Here is a 17,321-nt window from a genome sequence, read left to right as displayed (position 1 = left end):
AATTAAAAATTGAAAGAGGTGATATGCAGTGCATATTACCTCTTACCTCATATCTTTTTCTGTATAATAGACAATTCCTATTGCACCTGGACCAACGTGTAATCCAATTACCGGTCCTATATCAACAATCTTGGGTTTGACATTTAGCTTTTCCTCTATAGATTTTGATAACTCTAAAGCCTCATTTAAACAGTTAATGTGGTGCACTATAATTTCCTTAAGTCCAAAAACAGAGCTATCCTTAACTACCTTTTCAATCATTGTTGCAACAGCATTTTTCTTGGTTCTAACCTTAGTGGCTACTGTTGTTTTTCCATCCTCAACAGTTAGTATTGGAATAATCTTTAAAAGATTTCCTAAAAGTGCACTGGCTCCTCCTATTCTTCCACCTTTTTCAAATAATCAAGATTATCAGGAATAAATAGAAATCTGCTTCTTCTTATATTCTGCTTAATAACATCAACAACCTCTTTTATTGTTTTTCCTGCCTTTGCTGCTCTTGCCCCAACAATAGCAGCAAAACCAAGCTGCATACAGTTAGACCTTGAATCAATAATTTCTATCTTAGCATCTTTGTATTCCTCAAGCACCATTTCTTTTACCATAAGGGCTGATTGATATGTACCACTCATTTCAGAGGAAAGAAGAATACACACAAGGCTGTCTCCATTTGCTACAACCCTTTTCATCTCCTCAAACATCTCTCCTATTGAAGGTTGAGAAGACTTTGGTATCCCCTTTTCTTCCATCAAACGGTAAAAATCCTCATTACTAATTTCAGTTTCCTTTACGCTCATATCATCCCAAGATACGCTAAGTGAAATTTTTTAATGTCAAGTTCTCTACAGATCTCTTCAGTTAAATAACTTGTACTGTCTGTTAAAATTTTTACTGCCATTCAATTCACTCACTTCTTTTATTAGTTTTAATAAATAATTTGAATATATTTTACCATTTCATTCCCCATATTTCAATATTTTTCGACTTATTTTGAGCATATACCCTAATTAAATACTGTATTGTTCAAAATGCTTACCCTTATATTTAAACGCATTAACTGGACATAAATGCAAACATCTTTGACAGGATATACAGTTATCTTTGAATTTTATTTCTTCTTCAAAATAAATATTTTTAACTGGACAATTTTTTACACACTTTTGGCATTTTACACAAAGTGTTGTATCTACACTCACTTTTTTCTTGCCCAAGATTTTGAAAACCTTAAAAACATAGGATACTCTATTTTTGCAAATGTTTTTCGTAGCTTAGATGCAGTTTTTATGCTGCTCCTTCCCTCAACAAAGGTATCAACTGCTTTTTTACAGTATTTTTAGCTTGTTGCTTTAGCATATCTTTTTATGTTGACTGTCCTTACCAAAACCAACTAAATAATAGTTATTAGGCATAGTTATAAATTCAACTACTCTTACATCAAAACCTTTATCCTCAAGCTCATCAGCTAATAAACTCGCCCCTGCTGCCTTATTTGATGCTTGGGTTGAAAAAATTATGCATCTTCTTTTACTACCTTGTTTTATATTTTTCTTATCCAATTCATAAATACATCTGGAAACATTTCGGCGTGTATAACACATCCAAATACATAAAAGAGTAGTTATCATTAAAGTTTGTTTTTTGCAAACATCAATTAAAGTAATTTCATATCCCTTCTCCTTTAATTCCTTTTCAAATAGTTTAGCAACAAATTCTGTATTACCAGTCCCTGAAAAATAAACAACTGCCCCCTTCATATACCAACACCTCTTTGCATAAATAATTTTTTTATTTTTTAAATCCACTTTATATGCATTATTCAAATATATATTAGTTTATGACATCTAAAACAATTTTAACCATAAACATACAATTTGAACTTATTGAAAAATATATATTTCTATTTTCCTATATAGCAAGCATTTAAATTTATAGTAGTACTATTCTACACACACTACTTTGATTCCTGCCTTAACCATTAATTCAAGTCTTTCTTTAATTCTTTTTAAAAATGAAAAAGCCTTTTTTAAAGGCTTTTTAAAAAATATTAATGCTTTCCACCTATCTTACAAGCAATAACTTCATTATCTAAATCTTTTGATATAATATCTGCATATTGTTCTTTATGCTTTTGAAGCCAAGAATTAGCATATGAACAGCTTGCTGTAGCTTTTAAATCTTTTTCTCTTAAATACTCTGCTACAACCTCCATCATTTTTGATGCAACACCTTGTCCTCTTAAAACAGGATTAACATATGTATGATCAATATCTACCTCTCCATTGTCCTTTAGAACAAAAGTTGTCTCCGCCATTAATTCTCCTTTTTCATCAACACTGTATATGCGTCCATTTTCATACTTCCAGTTCATATTAATATCCTCCTTAATCTTTTATTGTAAACTACCCCCACCTATAGAGGTGGTGGCTTCGTAGTCAAGATAGCTTCTGCTACCAGATTACCAAGCTCAAAGGGCTGTTCCATCCCCAGTTTTACCATCTAAATGGCTAACTTTACCTTGATTTTCGGTAATAATTTTGTTTATCAAGCAACATTCATAACCCACTTATAGGAGTATGATTAGGTTAAAACTTCCCTTCTTATTGAAGTATTCATTACACAAAGCACAAACATAGATTTATTCACTTAAACCCAGAATTTTAATATTTATTTTTATCAATAACTGTATTTAATTGATGCATAACTTTATCTAAATCTAAACCATACTTATTTAAAGCATTTTCTAAAGAATCAAACAGATTAGAACACAATATGCAGGTACCAGCTGCTTCATCATACATATGAAAAACATCCTCTGTTTCTGGATATTTTTCAACAATATCAAGTATAATCATATCTTTATTAATACACATATGTCCTCCTAAAAGATTCCCATATATTTATAATTTAATTTTAGCATAAAAACTAATTTTGTAAACATTATTATCTTATGCTAATAAAGTAATGTAATACAAAAGGGTAAGCATTCTAATCGAATACTTACCCCAAAATATTAATTTATTAAATTATTTTTATACCTAATATAACTTTTTATTATTACTTTCTATAAGTTCCCCTTCTTATTCCTTCTGAAAATGGTATGAAAATAGATATTATCGATGATATTGCCAGTAAATGTATATACCATACTAAAGGAATTACCTCAAAAGGAGAAACTGAACCATTTGCAAAGCTAAGTAGTATAAGCATCTGTGCACCATAGGGAATTAGTCCTTGCACAATACAAGAAAATATATCTAATAAAGCTGCGGATCTTCTTGGATCTACATTATATTTTTACTCACCTCTTTAGCAATTGAACCATTAATTATAATTGCTACAGTATTATTTGCAACAGCTGCATCTGTTAAAGAAACCAAGGCCGCAATTCCTAACTCTGCAGATTTTCTTCCTCTAATCAATTTTTGAATCTTTTCCATTAAGAATTGAATTCCTCCAGCCTTTGAAATAAGTTCTGCTAATCCACCAGTAAGAAGAGAAAGTATAAATATATCAATCATACCTTTAAAACCTTCAAATATTTGTTGGCTAAAGGTTAATAGAGTTAAATCACCATAGTAGAGTCCTATTATTCCTGATAAAAAATACCTATTGTTAAAACAACAAAAACATTTAGACCAGCTAATGACAATATCAAGACAAATAAATATGGTATTACTTTAATTAAATTATAATCATAAACCTGTAAACTTGGTATTGTTTCTGGTCTTCCAAAAATAACAAGTAAAATCAAAGTGATTACCGCTGCAGGTAGATCAATAAAAATATTAACTCTAAATTTATCTCTCATTTCACACCCTTGTGTTCTTGTTGCTGCTATTGTTGTATCTGATATAACGGATAGATTATCTCCAAACATAGCACCACCTAATAAAGAAGCTAATGTAAGTGGTAAAGATAATCCTGCCTTTTGTGCTAAACCCACTGCAATAGGTCCAATAGCAACTATTGAACCAACTGAAGTACCAGTTGCCAAGGATATGAAGCAAGCTATCACAAACAATCCAGCAATTATGTAATTTGGATGTATATATGTCAAACCTAAATTAACAGTAGAATCTACCCCTCCTATAACCTTGGAAACTGTAGCAAATGCACCTGCAAGCAAATAGATAATACACATAATGATAATATTTGGATTTCCACATCCCTTTATAAAGGTATCAAATTTTTCATCTACACTCCCTTCAAAAGTAGAAAAGCAAAGATAATTCCTATAAAGGCGGCAACAGGTGCAGGAAATTGATAAAAAGCTAACTCAACACCCTTTGATTGCAAATATGCTCCACTTCCAAGATAAACCAATATAAAAATTAAAAAAGGAATTAAGGCAACACCTTTAGATGTATTTTTTCGTTTTTCCATTTATATCCCTCCTGTTTAAATTTTAACATATTTAAGCAACTTATATGCCATAAACCATATATTTTATTTATAATTAAAACAAATTTTGAAAATCTCCTTAAAAATTTATATGCTACCAGCATAAATAAACCCCGTGAATTTAAAATATCACGGGGTTTATCAACAATCTGACATATTTGTAAAATAATCTTTACAAATATGTGTTTTATACTTTACATCTGTATAAAATAATTGACTATAAACATTATAACTATTTAATAATAATATTTCTAACTCGATTATTCAATATTTATTCACCAACATATTTCGACAAAATGACTCTATACCAAAAATATGAGGTTCTATAATAAATGTTGGGGCGTAGCCCCAGCATATTTTTACAAAAATATCAAGCTCTTGACAAACATAATTTGTCAAGAGCTTGATAAAACCTCAAAATTAAGGCTTTTATTTTTTATAATTTCTTCTTATGAACTTTTAACATAATAAATAAACCCTATTTAAACTATCACTATATTAGGACATTTTACAAATACAATGTCAACAAATCCCATTAATACTCTATGATTTTTAAAAAGTTGAGTATTAAAACTGCCTACTTTACAGGAGGGCAATAATTTGCAACAACATTTTTGTTATAAGGAATACTTTTTTCCATCAACTAATAAAAATCAAGAATCATATTTAATTAAATAAAGTAAAAAATTATCTACATCTAACATATATAGCTTAAAATTAAAATAATAATCTTTTGAATTGCTATTTTTATTTATAAAAAATAATATCCATTTTTAACATTTGGTATCGGGCAATAGCCTGTATTTTTAAGTAAATTTGTTAGTTCAGCATCATAAGTAATTTGTTTATCTATAACACTATATATTTCTTTATCTATAGGCAATATATTCCATTTAGAATCTTTTATTTTATCATTCACTATTAAATCAATATCTGCTTTCTTTAGTTTATATACATAATAATCTACTCCATCACCGTGAAAACTTGGTGAAGATTCAGCTTTAAAAATAGGTTTTTTATTATATAAATTAATATGAGTTTCTTTGTATATAATTAGATTATTTAAATAATTAAGCAATGGTTTAAATTGCAACATCAACAATGCAATTATTGATATCGATAATATTATTATTTTAACTATTCTCTTATTAATGATACCACCTTCTTTTTATTAATTGATTGAAGACTAATAAACACAAAAATACTCTACGCATTTATCATAAGTGTAAATATATCCTTTTTATTGTTACTTATTCCAATTAATTTATAATCATTTTAAATCTATAGAAATATAAAGTCAACACTTTTTTCTATATTATTCCATATAAACCATATTACACATAATTGTTTTATATTTACCTACTTTATCTTTATTGTTGCTACTATTATTTCATCTTAACACATACCAATAAAATTTTTAGAAGGGTTATATATACAACTACAAATTCTTAATGTTCAAAACCAGATTACTTCCTCCTGTCTTATAACCCTTTGCCTCTTTTATCTTTATAATTTCATCCTATACCAAATCAAAAATTCAAAAGTAATTAAGTGAGAATGCTTGTTTTCACGTCTAACTATAAAACTTTACTCTTATTTTTCTTTAACTTCTTTGTAAGAAACTATTTATATATGTATTTAACATATAATGAATTTTATTTAAAAAATTATTATTAAAAAATAATTGCAAATTATAGAAAATACATAGTATAGTATAGTTATAATTGATATAATTTTGTAATATTGTTTAAAATTATAGGATTAATTGTTGTATATAAAGTTTATGAAAAGTTATATTTATAAAATTAAATTGCAGTTACTATTAAACATTTTCCATATAAATTTTTAATCTATAATTGGAGGATAAAATTAATATGAAAATAAAATTTAAAAAATGGAATTTAACTCTAATAACAATTTTATTTTTAATTGCTTTGTATTATTATGAAAATAATATTTTACAGGTCTCGCATTATACGGTTATATCTAATAAAATCCCAAATGCATTTAATAATTTCAAAATAGTTCAGATATCGGATTTGCATAGTAAAAGTTTTGGGAGAAATAATGACAAGCTCATTAAAAATATTAAAAGAGAATCACCTAATATAATTGTTATGACAGGAGATATGATTAATACAAAGGATACTGATTATAATGTGTTTTTAAGTTTATCAGAACAACTAAGTAAAGATTATGATGTATATTATATAGTTGGAAATCACGAACAAAATTTATCTGATAATAAAAAAGAGAATTATTTAATAGGCTTGATGAACTTGGAGTTAAAATACTTAACAATCAAAAATTTACTCTAATTAAAGGAGAAGATAAAATAAATTTATATGGTTTATGCTATAACCTAAAATACTATAAAGATTCTAAAAATCAATATACAAAGGATGTATTTTTTGATTTAGATAAGATTGAAAAAATTTTGGGTAAAATAGATGACAGGACTTATAACATATTATTAACCCATAATCCACTTTATTTTAAAACATATTCTTCTTGGGGTGCTGATTTAACTTTATGTGGGCATATTCACGGTGGAATAATAAGAATACCTTTTATCGGTGGATTTCTTTCTCCGGAGAGAGTTTTCTTTCCTAAATACAATGCTGGTAAGTATGAAATTAATAATAATATTTTAATTGTAAATAGAGGGTTAGGTAATGGAGATTTTGGCTTAAGATTTAATAATAGGCCTGAGGTAACAGTAATCACGTTGTCTAATTAGTTAGATATGTATAACCAGAAAAACCCGTATTAAAACATAAATTTTTAATAAATTTATTAGTGCACACTTGATTAATGCCTCTTTTCAAGTAAGGTTTTTGTGTAAATACCCTAATCTTAACAGGTGTTTAATCAGGCATATATCTTTTTATAAAAAATATGCTGGATTACGACAAAACATTTAATATTAACCTCACCTCACCCCTAACCCCAATGCTTATTTCTAAAAGTTTTAACGTATATAAGAAACTCTCCCATCTAATCTCTCTTTGAAAAATCCCTATGACTAAAAAGGGATAGGTATTCTAATAAAATACCCTCCCCAACTATTGATAAAGAACCATAAAAGTAGGAGTATTTCTCCTACTTTAGTTTTTGAATAAAAGTATCAATTCTATCTAAGCCTTCTTTAATTTGTTCCAAAGATGTTGCAAATGACAATCTTATATAATTATCATCTCCAAAAGCATCTCCTGGAATAACTGCTACATTTTCTTCTTCTAATAATAAATTAGCAAAATCTAAAGATGTTAATATATTTTTCCCATTAAACATTCTTCCCTTTATACTTGAAATGTTTACCATTACATAAAATGCTCCTACTGGATTCACACAAGTTAACCCAGATATCCTGTTAATTCTCTCAACCATAAAGTTTCTTCTATTTTCAAACTCTTTTCTCATCACTTCAATTTCTTCTTGACTTCCTTTCAAAGCCTTAACACTTGCATACTGTGCAATAGTATTAGGATTAGAAGTTGCGTGGCTTTGTATATTAGCCATCAATGAAGCAATCTCTCTGTTTGAAGCAGTATAACCAATTCTCCAACCTGTCATTGCATATGCCTTTGACATACCGTTTATTACAATAGTTCTTTGCTTAATATCTTCATTTAGAGAAGCAATACTTATATGTTTATAACCATCATAGATTAATTTTTCATATATTTCATCTGATATAACTATCAAATCATTTTCAACAACTACTTCAGCAATTTTTAATAGTTCTTCTTCTGTATAAACTGTTCCTGTAGGATTGCTTGGACTGTTTAATATAATTGCCTTTGTTTTTGATGTAATCTTTCTCTTTAAATCATCTATATTAATTTTAAATTGATTACTTTCGTCTGTTTCTATGTAAACTGGTACTGCATCCACCAACTTTACAAGTTCTGGATAACTAACCCAATAAGGTATAGGAATTATAACTTCATCCCCTGGGTTGCAAATAGCCATTAGTGCATTATAAATAGAATGTTTTGCACCATTTGAAACTACAATTTCAGAGGGTGTATACTCTAAGCCATTTTCATTTCTCAATTTATCACAAATAGCTTCTTTTAATTCAATAATACCTGAAGCAGGAGTATATCTTGTTAATCCATTATTTATTGCATCAATAGCTGCATCTTTAATATATTGAGGTGTATCAAAATCTGGTTCACCAGCTCCAAAGCTAATAACATTTATTCCTTCGCTCTTCATTTTTTTGCCTTTGCTGTGATTGCTAAAGTAGTTGATGGTGCAATTTGTCTTGCTTTTTGATAACTCCATAATATCCCTCCCAAAAATCATTCATATATAGTCTTTAATGTATATTTTAAAATATACATTGACTCTTCAATTAATGGCTTGTTTAAATTCTTGATTATTTCATAATGCTTTCTGCCATTATCAGTTATTCTATATATCCTTTTTGTCTTTTTATCAGGTTCCTCCCACCATCCTTCAATTAAAAGGTTTTCTTCCATATCTCTAAGCAATGGATATATCATTCCAGGGCTTGGTTTCCATATGTAATTCAAACTATTTTCAATCAAATCAATCAGCTCATTACCATAGCAGTTCTTACTATTTAAAAAATGTAAAATAAATAATTTAACTATTGTTGTTGTATTAAACTTACTTGGTAATTGCCTATTTCTTGTTTGACCATTAGACATTAATTTCACCTCTTTAAATGTACAATACTAATTGCCTATATATTAAATATAACATTTAAATCGCATTGCGTCTATAATTTTTGCAATTTTTCATTCATTTTTTAAAAATATAAAAAGATAAATAAAATATTTTTTCTATACAAAATATTTTAAAAACTATAAACATATTAGTATTTCCTTTTCTTTATTTATTTCTTAATAGCATCACAATTGTATACACTTTTTATAGTTTACTTTTTCTCAAAAATTGATTAAAATACTAACTCAATATACATACTTTAAATAATTAATCTTTTAAATTACTATTAATATCAATTTAAAAATTGCTATTTTAAATTAAAAGCAACAATTATTATGACTAATTAATCAATTTCAATTACCTACAACTATTTAATATTTTTGTATTAAGTCTTTTTATGAACAAATATAATTGTAGTTACTTTTTTAGTTTTTAGTATATTTTTGTGTTTATCATATTTTAGATAATTGATTATTTATAGATTTTTTGTCTAAGTAATTTATTAATTAATTATATTGTTGACAATACAAAGAAGTTATTATAATATTATATTATAATTTTATAATATAATTATTTTATTATTTGCTTATATAATTTTAAAACTTTTGGAGGTGTTATTGTGAATAATAAAGACAAACAAATTATTTTGATTCTTCTTGGTCTTATGGCTTTTTAGCTAATGGAGATAATTATGCAGCTGCTCCACTAATAATAAATATTGCAAAAGATTTAAACCTTAAATTAACAACTGCTGCAATTTCAGTAACTGCTTATATGTTAGCATTTGGTGTATTTACAATTTTATTTGGGCCTCTTGGGGATAGATATGGTAAGACAAAAATAATAAATATAGCCGCCTTCGGAACTGCAATATTTAGTATGCTTGGTGCATTTGCTTTTAATCTACCATCACTTATTTTTTTAGAGCTGTAAATGGTGCCTTTGGTGCAGGTATTTTCCTGTAACAATGGCTCTTATAGGTGAAGTATTTGAACAAAACGAAAGACAAAAATCAATAGGTAAAGTTATGGGTATGATGTTTTTAGGTGGTGCTTCAGCTACATTAATTGGAGGTATTCTTGCTTATCTTGGTTCTTGGAGAGCAGTTTACTTTATCTACGGTTTAGGTGAATTTATTTTAGCTTTAATTATGCTAAAGAAACTACCAAAATTACCTGGTAAAATTAACAAACTAAACCTATCAAGTGTATATAAGCAAGCACTTTCAAACCAAAAACTTGTTGCTGTTGTATCAACTATTATGCTTGTTGGTTTTAGTGTTTTTGGAAGTTTCACATACACTGGTAAACTAATTCAGTCAAAAACAGGATATAACATTTTATTAGTTGGTATTGTTTTAACTTCTTTTGGTATTGCTACAGTTATAGGTGGAAGAGTAGCTCCTAAACTTAGGGCAAAACTTAAAAATAAATTCCTTCTAATATTAGGAGTAATTGGTTCATTATCTTTATATCTTCTTGCATCTACTTCATCAATCACTTTAATAGTTATTTCACTGTTTGGTTTTGGTCTTGCATTTGTTTCACTACAATCAACACTTGTTTCAACTGCACAAGAAACAATGCCTGCATTAAGGGAACCGCTATGTCACTTGCATCCTTTAATATGTTTGTTGGTGGTGCAATAGGAACAAGCGTAAACGGTAAAATTATTAATATATATAATAATTTTAATTATGTATTTATTTTAGCATCAATTGCAATGTTTTTAGTATCATTCATTTCAACATATACAGTAAAAAAGGCATTAAAATAAAAATGCACTAAAAATTTAGTATATGTATTTTCTAATATAACATTAAAATATCTTACTAAACCAATAAAACTTTAATAGATTTTATAATAGCTATTTGTTAATAGTTGGGGAGGGAATTCTATTAGAATGCCTGTCCTTCTTTATTTGATAAGAATTTTCACAAGATAAATTGAATTAAGGGAGTTTCTAAATAAAAATTATGTGGCAAAATGACCAACAATATTTGTATTTAAAAAAATACATGAATTGACAAAGTTTGTTGTAAAAATATGCTGGGGCTATGCCCCAGCATTTATTATAGAACCTTTTTTAATATTTAATTTAAACTATCTTTTATTTAAGAATATTTGTTGTTGCTCTTTCTATCAATGCCATTTTATACTTACAAGAACATCCTTCAGTCGAAAGTATAGTTATAATATCTCCAGCTTGAAGTACAGTATCACCATTTGGTATTATTTCTTTTCACCTCTTTTAACCGAAACAATCAAGCATCCTTTTGGCCATTTATAATCCTTAATTTTAACTCCATCTATTTCGCTATCAGTACTTATTTGTATTTCAAATATGGTCTTTTCTTAGCTTCTAATCCTAATTCTTTATTCTCCAGTTTATTTCCCAAAAGCCTATCTAAGAGCACTTCATATATAGGTTCTTCTCTTAAAAATTCAGCAACAACATATGAAGTAAAGGATGCTAAAGACAATGGAAGTATGTAATTAAAGGAACCCACTAATTCTGTAATTAATATAATTCCAGTAATAGGAGCTCTAACAACTGATGCAAAATACCCAGCCATACCCAAAACTACAAAATTAATGTTATAAATACTATCGAGATTAAATAACTTTATTAAAATTAAAGCATATATATTCCCAATTAGTGATCCTATCACCAACATAGGGAGAAATATTCCTCCTGGTGCTGATGAACTATAGCTAATCAAAGTATATACAAATTTAATAACTAAAATTAACAATAATAGTTTTAATGTATATTGTTTCTCTGTGAGTTTTATTATCAAATCGTGACCTCCACCTAATACTTCAGGTAAATTAATAAGAAATATAACACCTAATAAAGATGTTGTAAGCATCTTATATTTAAACTTTTTGTTAATTCAAGTGTTCTTATTAGACATCTATTAAAATAAACTCCTAATATACCTGTTAATATGCTAAGAGCAATTAGTATTGGATAATAATTTAAAGGTAGTGTATTATTTAATTTAAAATCAAAAACTGGTTTCAAACCAAAAACACTTTTTGAAATAAAATCAGAAATTATAGCTGAAGCCATAGATGTGAGTAAAATGACTGGAGAAAAATTTTTATGAAGTTCCTCTAATGAAAAAATGACAGCAGATAAAGGAGCATTAAATGCAGCTGCAAGACCTGCACTTGCTCCAGCCGTAACTAAATACTTCTCTTCAATTTTATTTAAATTTAAAATTTTACTAACCTGCATTCCAACAGTTGCACCTACTTGAATTGAAGGGCCTTCACGTCCTACAGACAAGCCATTTACAACAGCTAAAAATCCTCCAATAATTTTTTTACATATAACGCTTAATGGATTATAATAAATTTTTCTTAATAAAATTCCTCTTATTTGGGGTATACCACTACCACTTATCATTGGCTCAGATTTTACCAATCTATCAACAATATATGAATTAATTATTACAACTAATAGAATAAAAACAATTTCATACTTATTCTGACTATATCTATGTAAAGCATATTCTCGTATTAAATCTGCTTTTATTATCATTATCCTGTATAATATAACCAATAAACTACTACTTATTCCAACAAAAATACTTTTTAGAATTAATCTATTTTTTAACGTATTTACCCTTAATAAAATACTTTTTATAGTTTCATCCTTCATTTTCTTTCACCTTCTTTATTAATGATTTTTTATCCATTATATTTTGAAAATGCTCTATAGCACATAATAACTAAACTATTCACTAACATACATTTCAATTAAAAAGTGAATTCAAAAATAATAAAATAGAGGTTCCAAATTTGTTATAATATAATCATCAAACAAATACCAGACAAATGAAGAACCCCTATGTATAGTTTATCTGATGCTTGTTTAAAATTCAATAATAAAATAATATTTAACTTTAATGGTAGTGACTTATCTTATGATACAGAGTTATTCTTGCGTGAACTACCCCCACCTATAGAGGTGGTGGCTTCGTGGTCAAGATAGCTTCTGCTACCAGATTACCCACGCTCAAAGGGCTGTTCCATCCCCAGTTTTACCATCTAAATAGCTAATTTTAGCAAGTTTTTGACGCATTTATATCTCTGTCATGTATTACACCACAATTAGGACATTTCCATTCTCTCAATGCTAAATTCTTTACCTCTGAGTTTTTATATCCACATTCACTACATATTTGACTTGATGCATAGTTTTGTGGTGCTATTATTATTTCTCTTCCATACCACTTTGCTTTATATTCTAATATTCTTCTAAATTCTGCCCAGGATACTTCACTTATTGATTTTGATAAACATCTATTTTGTTGCATATTCTTTACCTTCAAATCCTCTAAAACTATAACTTGGTTTTCGTTTATAATTTTAGAGGACAATTTATGAAGAAAATCTCTTCTTTGATTAGTTATTTTTTCGTGTAATTTAGCAAGTTTTTGTCTATTTTTCTCATAATTTTTACTACTCTTTTGTTTCCTTGATAAATCTCTTTGTAGTTTCTTTATTCTTTTTCAGTTCTTCTTAGCCATTTGGGATTTTCTATTTTTGCTCCATCTGATAATATTGCAAATTCCTTTAACCCTAAATCTATTCCAATTTTTTTATCTACTTCTGGTAACTGCTTTATCTCTGTTTCTACTAATTATAGAAGCATAATACTTTTCTGTTGGTGTTTTAGATATTGTTACTGATTTAATAATTCCTTCAAATTGCCTATGTTGTTTTATTTTTATCTTTGTTTTTAACTTTGGTATTTTTAAGTAACCATCTATAATATCAACTGTCCCATTTTGATTATTTGTTGTATAGGATTGATATCCTTTTTTCTTCTTGAATTTAGGAAACCCTATGCTATTATCTCTAAAAAGCTCTCTGCTAATAACTCTATGAATGTTCAAGTTTCAGAAGATAAACCTAATAATTCAAAGAAAAATATGAATTCTACTGGGGATACAAAAATCATGTTATTTGTGATGCTATCTCTGGTCTTCCCATTGCTGAATTTACTACAACCGCTGATGTCAATGAAATTTCTAACTTTACAGAAATCCTATCTGATACAAATGAGTGGTTCCCACTCAAAGGTAGTTATATTATTGCTGATAAAGGCTATGATTCAAAGCAAAATCATGACTTTATTCGTAATACCCTTAAAGGTCATGCTTTCATTGCATTAAATAAACGTGGAAGAAAGCCTAAAGACTTAACATCCACAGGTAATGTAATATGCGATGCTGGATTAGCAATGCATAAAGATGGCAAACAATATTTTGATTCCTATATTAAACAAAAGTTTTGCTGTCCTTTTAGAACTTCTAAAGATGATTCTTTATGTCCATGTAACCACGAAAAATTCTTTAACGGTAAGAAAAACAGAGGTTGTGTAAAATACATAAGTATTGGCACTGATTATAGATCTTCCATAAATCGTGATTCTATATTTTTCAAGAAAATATACAGTCTTAGAACTGAATCTGAAAGATACAATTCTAGATGGAAGAATCTAAATACTGAGCAAGCTTATGTTAAAAATATTAACTCTGTTGCTAATCTAAATACAATCGGACATATTTGTCTTTTAACTATTGCAATTGCTGCTATAAAATCTGGCTGTGTTGATAAATACAAATCCCTATCGGGATTAAAAAGACAGCTTAAGCTAAGATATATCAAAATTTTTAAGCATCAATTTCACCAAAGGGATAGTCTACCTTTTTATTTATTTCATTTCAATTTAAGTTCCATTTTAGATAGTTAAGCTACGCTTATTAAAAATTGTAATAATTTAACTTTTGTGTTTCATTTTTTATTTAATTATGCTCATATCTAATATCTATATTATATCATTTTATTGATATAATAATAAATGGTTATCTTTAAATCATCTTCTTTAAATTGTTTGTTCCGGCTCACTCACTACTGCATCAAACCAGCTGTTTATAATACTTTCATCTACACATATAGCATCTTCATCAGCAATAAATCTATAATTTCCATCAAAGTCCCTTTAATAAATTTTTCTTTAAGCTTTGCACTTTTGTGGCTTTGGTTTTTCTGCCTCAGTATCATATTCATCTGATATAAGTTCAAATTTACCTTTTAAAAGCCACACATATCTATACTTTCCATTCATCTTTTTTGACTTAAAACCAAGTGCTATTATTGGTGATATATCATCTTTGCTTTCTACTAATACACCTTTTACAACTTTTGCACCCTGAAGCAAAGCTCTACTTTCAAGAGATAGCTGATTTAATTCTATTTCAACGTCAATCCCTTCAAAGGATGATATAACATCTTCACTTATGAAAATAGAGCCTACCAAAGTAAACTCCTAAAATTATTTATTCTCCCCTTCTATCCCTTTAAAATTAAAGTTTCCTTTTTGACTTCCTCTAATTCAGCCTCTACTTCTTTTTACAGATGGGAAGCACATATAATAGTAGATTGCAAAAGTAAGTTACCACTTTCTGTATGCATTACTCCTGCAAGTTTTAATGATGGTAAGTATGCTATTCTTTTACTTTAAAAATTTAAGCAATTTTGGGGTTCTACATTAAACCCTAAATATTACATAATAGATTCAAGTTATGATATTGAGGAAAATTACAACTACATTATAAATAATACCAATGGTCAAGCAATCGTAGCATATAACAAAAGAGATAGCTTCGCTCCACCAGAAGGGTTTAATGAAAACCTATGGCCTATATGTTCTATATTATAACCTGTAGATAAATTATACAGTTTTAAGATTTTTAAATTGTGCAATTTCCTCAAATATAAATTAAAGTGCACGTTAAAATTTTATCATAAAATAAAAAACGTAGTAAAATTATCTTATACTGTCACCCACCCTCTCAACCACTATCCCATCCTTAAACACAACCACAACCTTCCCACCTTCATAAACCTTAACTTTCTCAATTACCGTATTCCAAAGCTCCTCATCAAACTCATCTATTAACCCATTCCTGTCCCTTGAAACCTGCATAAATTCCTCTTTCCTATCCTTCTTTACAAGCCTTTCAAACCTTTCATTTTCAACATCTTTGATTTCCTTTATTATACCTTCATACATTTCAACTAAGGCATTGTATTTTGTAGTATTTTTCTCTTGCCCCTGTGATTTAGTTGCATTATAACGAATGCATCTATTTATCTCATCTAAAATTTATTTTGCTTCCTTTTCAAGTCCATTTATTTTATCATCCAAATCTTTGGTATAAGTAAGTTCTTTTATAACTTCCTCATACCCTTTCAATGTTTCTTCCTTATTACTTATAATCCCATTGAACACCTCAACAAATGTCTTCATTATTTCTTCCTTTTTATAATTACTTGAAAAGACAGACATTCTGAACGTATACCACTCAAGTAATTAAGAAATAACTTTTTATTGTAACAAAACCTTTTCTGAATTTAATTTTTTAACTAAGAATATTCCAATAAAGAATATTGTAACAACTAAGAGTAAAATTAATCCTAATAAAAATTCTGCTGACTTGTTTTTAGTAATTAATAATTTGGGGAAATATGAAAAAATAAATATCAAAATAAACTTAATCACCTGCAACAAACTTGAATTGCTCATAGTTAAATTAAAATAAAAAAATATCAAAAGACCTCCAATTATAAAAATAATTGATAATAACAAATATAGTAAATATATTTGTAATTTAACTGGACTATACATTAAAAATATAACAACCCCCAAAAAATTAGTAATATTAAATCAATAATAATAATTGGGATTAATTTTATAATTAAATTATATGGGGATTTTATCGGAATTACGAAATATCTATGATATACATTATATAACTTTTCTTTTTCTAAATTTATAGTTGATATGAATATAATTGAATATGAAATTGAAATTAATAAAACTAAAACATATAATTGTGATAAATCCCTTATATTTTTTATTGTTGCAAAAAGTCGCTTATATTTAGTAATAGCACAAATAAAATTACATTAATTAGAACTAATGAAATAAACATTGTTTTTATTAAATTTTTCAACTCTAACTTAATAAATTTTATCTTATTTACCATATATAAAATCTCCTCCTACAGCTAACATATAGATTCCTTCTAAACTTTCAACTACTGTATAATCACTAATTTCAATATTTTTTATTAATTCTTCTCCCATTATATAAAAATCAGTATTTTTAATTTTATACATATCTAACCTTGTAAATTC

At 27.5% G+C, this 17,321-nt stretch carries 23 protein-coding genes and 3 pseudogenes; 6 read left to right on the top strand and 20 right to left on the bottom strand.

Annotation, left to right across the window (positions count from 1 at the left end; genetic code table 11):
• Positions 1-42: 42 nt before the first annotated feature.
• The 10 genes and pseudogenes from PL321_RS11915 to PL321_RS11890 form a co-directional block, all read right to left on the bottom strand.
• Positions 43-898: pseudogene (locus PL321_RS11915) on the bottom strand (DegV family protein).
• Positions 899-1,007: 109 nt separating this feature from the next.
• Entirely contained in the window at positions 1,008-1,196 is a 189-nt protein-coding gene (locus tag PL321_RS21460) for a 4Fe-4S binding protein (protein WP_443110658.1), read from the bottom strand.
• 150 nt (positions 1,197-1,346) lie between these two features.
• Complete coding sequence (locus tag PL321_RS11910) at positions 1,347-1,754, bottom strand: hypothetical protein (RefSeq protein ID WP_273962198.1); 408 nt, start codon at positions 1,752-1,754, stop codon at positions 1,347-1,349.
• A 290-nt stretch (positions 1,755-2,044) separates the two neighbouring features.
• Entirely contained in the window at positions 2,045-2,368 is a 324-nt protein-coding gene (locus PL321_RS11905; protein WP_273962197.1) for a GNAT family N-acetyltransferase, read from the bottom strand.
• A gap of 289 nt (positions 2,369-2,657) precedes the next feature.
• Positions 2,658-2,870, bottom strand: coding sequence for a disulfide oxidoreductase (locus PL321_RS11900; RefSeq protein WP_273962196.1), 213 nt, complete (start codon positions 2,868-2,870; stop codon positions 2,658-2,660).
• A 184-nt stretch (positions 2,871-3,054) separates the two neighbouring features.
• Positions 3,055-3,237, bottom strand: a complete 183-nt coding sequence (locus PL321_RS21455; protein ID WP_443110657.1) for a hypothetical protein — start codon at positions 3,235-3,237, stop codon at positions 3,055-3,057.
• A gap of 44 nt (positions 3,238-3,281) precedes the next feature.
• Positions 3,282-3,518, bottom strand: a complete 237-nt coding sequence (locus PL321_RS21450; RefSeq protein ID WP_443110656.1) for a hypothetical protein — start codon at positions 3,516-3,518, stop codon at positions 3,282-3,284.
• Positions 3,519-3,586: 68 nt separating this feature from the next.
• Positions 3,587-4,141 carry a Na+/H+ antiporter NhaC family protein gene (locus PL321_RS21445; protein ID WP_443110655.1) on the bottom strand — a complete coding sequence of 185 codons (555 nt, stop codon included), beginning with the start codon at positions 4,139-4,141 and terminating at the stop codon, positions 3,587-3,589.
• 53 nt (positions 4,142-4,194) lie between these two features.
• Positions 4,195-4,383 carry a hypothetical protein gene (locus tag PL321_RS21440; protein WP_443110654.1) on the bottom strand — a complete coding sequence of 63 codons (189 nt, stop codon included), beginning with the start codon at positions 4,381-4,383 and terminating at the stop codon, positions 4,195-4,197.
• A gap of 769 nt (positions 4,384-5,152) precedes the next feature.
• Positions 5,153-5,479 carry a hypothetical protein gene (locus PL321_RS11890; protein WP_273962195.1) on the bottom strand — a complete coding sequence of 109 codons (327 nt, stop codon included), beginning with the start codon at positions 5,477-5,479 and terminating at the stop codon, positions 5,153-5,155.
• Between the two features lie 796 nt (positions 5,480-6,275).
• Here PL321_RS11890 and PL321_RS11885 point away from each other — a divergent pair.
• The gene (locus tag PL321_RS11885) at positions 6,276-6,719 is read left to right on the top strand and encodes a metallophosphoesterase (RefSeq protein WP_273962194.1); all 444 of its coding nucleotides are present in this window, start codon (positions 6,276-6,278) and stop codon (positions 6,717-6,719) included.
• A 119-nt stretch (positions 6,720-6,838) separates the two neighbouring features.
• Complete coding sequence (locus PL321_RS11880; protein WP_273962193.1) at positions 6,839-7,141, top strand: hypothetical protein; 303 nt, start codon at positions 6,839-6,841, stop codon at positions 7,139-7,141.
• 362 nt (positions 7,142-7,503) lie between these two features.
• On the opposite strand, the pseudogene PL321_RS11875 reads toward PL321_RS11880, so the two are convergent.
• Positions 7,504-8,699, bottom strand: a pseudogene (locus tag PL321_RS11875) (pyridoxal phosphate-dependent aminotransferase).
• A gap of 12 nt (positions 8,700-8,711) precedes the next feature.
• Positions 8,712-9,083 (bottom strand): PadR family transcriptional regulator, encoded by a 372-nt coding sequence (locus tag PL321_RS11870; RefSeq protein WP_273962192.1) that lies wholly within the window; start codon positions 9,081-9,083, stop codon positions 8,712-8,714.
• A 727-nt stretch (positions 9,084-9,810) separates the two neighbouring features.
• Here PL321_RS11870 and PL321_RS11865 point away from each other — a divergent pair.
• The 3 genes from PL321_RS11865 to PL321_RS11855 are packed head-to-tail and all read left to right on the top strand — an operon-like array spanning position 9,811 to position 10,878.
• The gene (locus PL321_RS11865) at positions 9,811-10,035 is read left to right on the top strand and encodes an MFS transporter (protein WP_337961162.1); all 225 of its coding nucleotides are present in this window, start codon (positions 9,811-9,813) and stop codon (positions 10,033-10,035) included.
• Between the two features lie 34 nt (positions 10,036-10,069).
• Positions 10,070-10,750 carry an MFS transporter gene (locus PL321_RS11860; RefSeq protein ID WP_273962191.1) on the top strand — a complete coding sequence of 227 codons (681 nt, stop codon included), beginning with the start codon at positions 10,070-10,072 and terminating at the stop codon, positions 10,748-10,750.
• Positions 10,729-10,878 carry a hypothetical protein gene (locus tag PL321_RS11855; RefSeq protein WP_273962190.1) on the top strand — a complete coding sequence of 50 codons (150 nt, stop codon included), beginning with the start codon at positions 10,729-10,731 and terminating at the stop codon, positions 10,876-10,878. Before PL321_RS11860 ends, PL321_RS11855 begins: the two co-directional genes overlap by 22 nt.
• Before the next feature lie 455 nt (positions 10,879-11,333).
• On the opposite strand, the gene PL321_RS21435 is transcribed toward PL321_RS11855, so the two are convergent.
• From PL321_RS21435 to PL321_RS11840, 4 genes and pseudogenes are all read right to left on the bottom strand, one after another.
• Positions 11,334-11,399: a hypothetical protein gene (locus PL321_RS21435; RefSeq protein ID WP_443110783.1), complete on the bottom strand. Its 66-nt coding sequence runs from the start codon at positions 11,397-11,399 to the stop codon at positions 11,334-11,336.
• A gap of 29 nt (positions 11,400-11,428) precedes the next feature.
• The gene (locus PL321_RS11850) at positions 11,429-11,974 is read right to left on the bottom strand and encodes a chloride channel protein (protein WP_273962189.1); all 546 of its coding nucleotides are present in this window, start codon (positions 11,972-11,974) and stop codon (positions 11,429-11,431) included.
• Positions 11,953-12,771, bottom strand: coding sequence for a chloride channel protein (locus PL321_RS11845; protein WP_273962188.1), 819 nt, complete (start codon positions 12,769-12,771; stop codon positions 11,953-11,955). The genes PL321_RS11850 and PL321_RS11845 overlap by 22 nt, the downstream gene beginning before the upstream one ends.
• A 389-nt stretch (positions 12,772-13,160) precedes the next feature.
• Positions 13,161-13,987: pseudogene (locus PL321_RS11840) on the bottom strand (RNA-guided endonuclease TnpB family protein); the annotation flags it as partial.
• A gap of 92 nt (positions 13,988-14,079) precedes the next feature.
• Here PL321_RS11840 and PL321_RS11835 point away from each other — a divergent pair.
• Positions 14,080-14,871, top strand: a complete 792-nt coding sequence (locus tag PL321_RS11835) for a transposase (protein ID WP_337961161.1) — start codon at positions 14,080-14,082, stop codon at positions 14,869-14,871.
• 264 nt (positions 14,872-15,135) lie between these two features.
• Here PL321_RS11835 and PL321_RS11830 read toward each other — a convergent pair whose 3' ends face one another.
• The 4 genes from PL321_RS11830 to PL321_RS11815 form a co-directional block, all read right to left on the bottom strand.
• Positions 15,136-15,438 (bottom strand): major tail protein, encoded by a 303-nt coding sequence (locus PL321_RS11830; RefSeq protein ID WP_273962187.1) that lies wholly within the window; start codon positions 15,436-15,438, stop codon positions 15,136-15,138.
• Positions 15,439-15,948: 510 nt separating this feature from the next.
• Positions 15,949-16,194 carry a hypothetical protein gene (locus PL321_RS11825; RefSeq protein ID WP_273962186.1) on the bottom strand — a complete coding sequence of 82 codons (246 nt, stop codon included), beginning with the start codon at positions 16,192-16,194 and terminating at the stop codon, positions 15,949-15,951.
• A 93-nt stretch (positions 16,195-16,287) separates the two neighbouring features.
• Positions 16,288-16,431: a hypothetical protein gene (locus tag PL321_RS11820; RefSeq protein ID WP_273962185.1), complete on the bottom strand. Its 144-nt coding sequence runs from the start codon at positions 16,429-16,431 to the stop codon at positions 16,288-16,290.
• A 728-nt stretch (positions 16,432-17,159) separates the two neighbouring features.
• Complete coding sequence (locus tag PL321_RS11815) at positions 17,160-17,303, bottom strand: hypothetical protein (RefSeq protein WP_273962184.1); 144 nt, start codon at positions 17,301-17,303, stop codon at positions 17,160-17,162.
• Positions 17,304-17,321: the final 18 nt, after the last annotated feature.

The sequence above is a fragment of the Caloramator sp. mosi_1 genome, assembly GCF_028622835.1.
GTDB lineage: Bacteria > Bacillota > Clostridia > Clostridiales > Caloramatoraceae > Thermobrachium.
The sequence above is the reverse complement of the archived record's forward strand: the minus strand, read 5'-3'. Positions and strand labels throughout refer to the sequence as shown.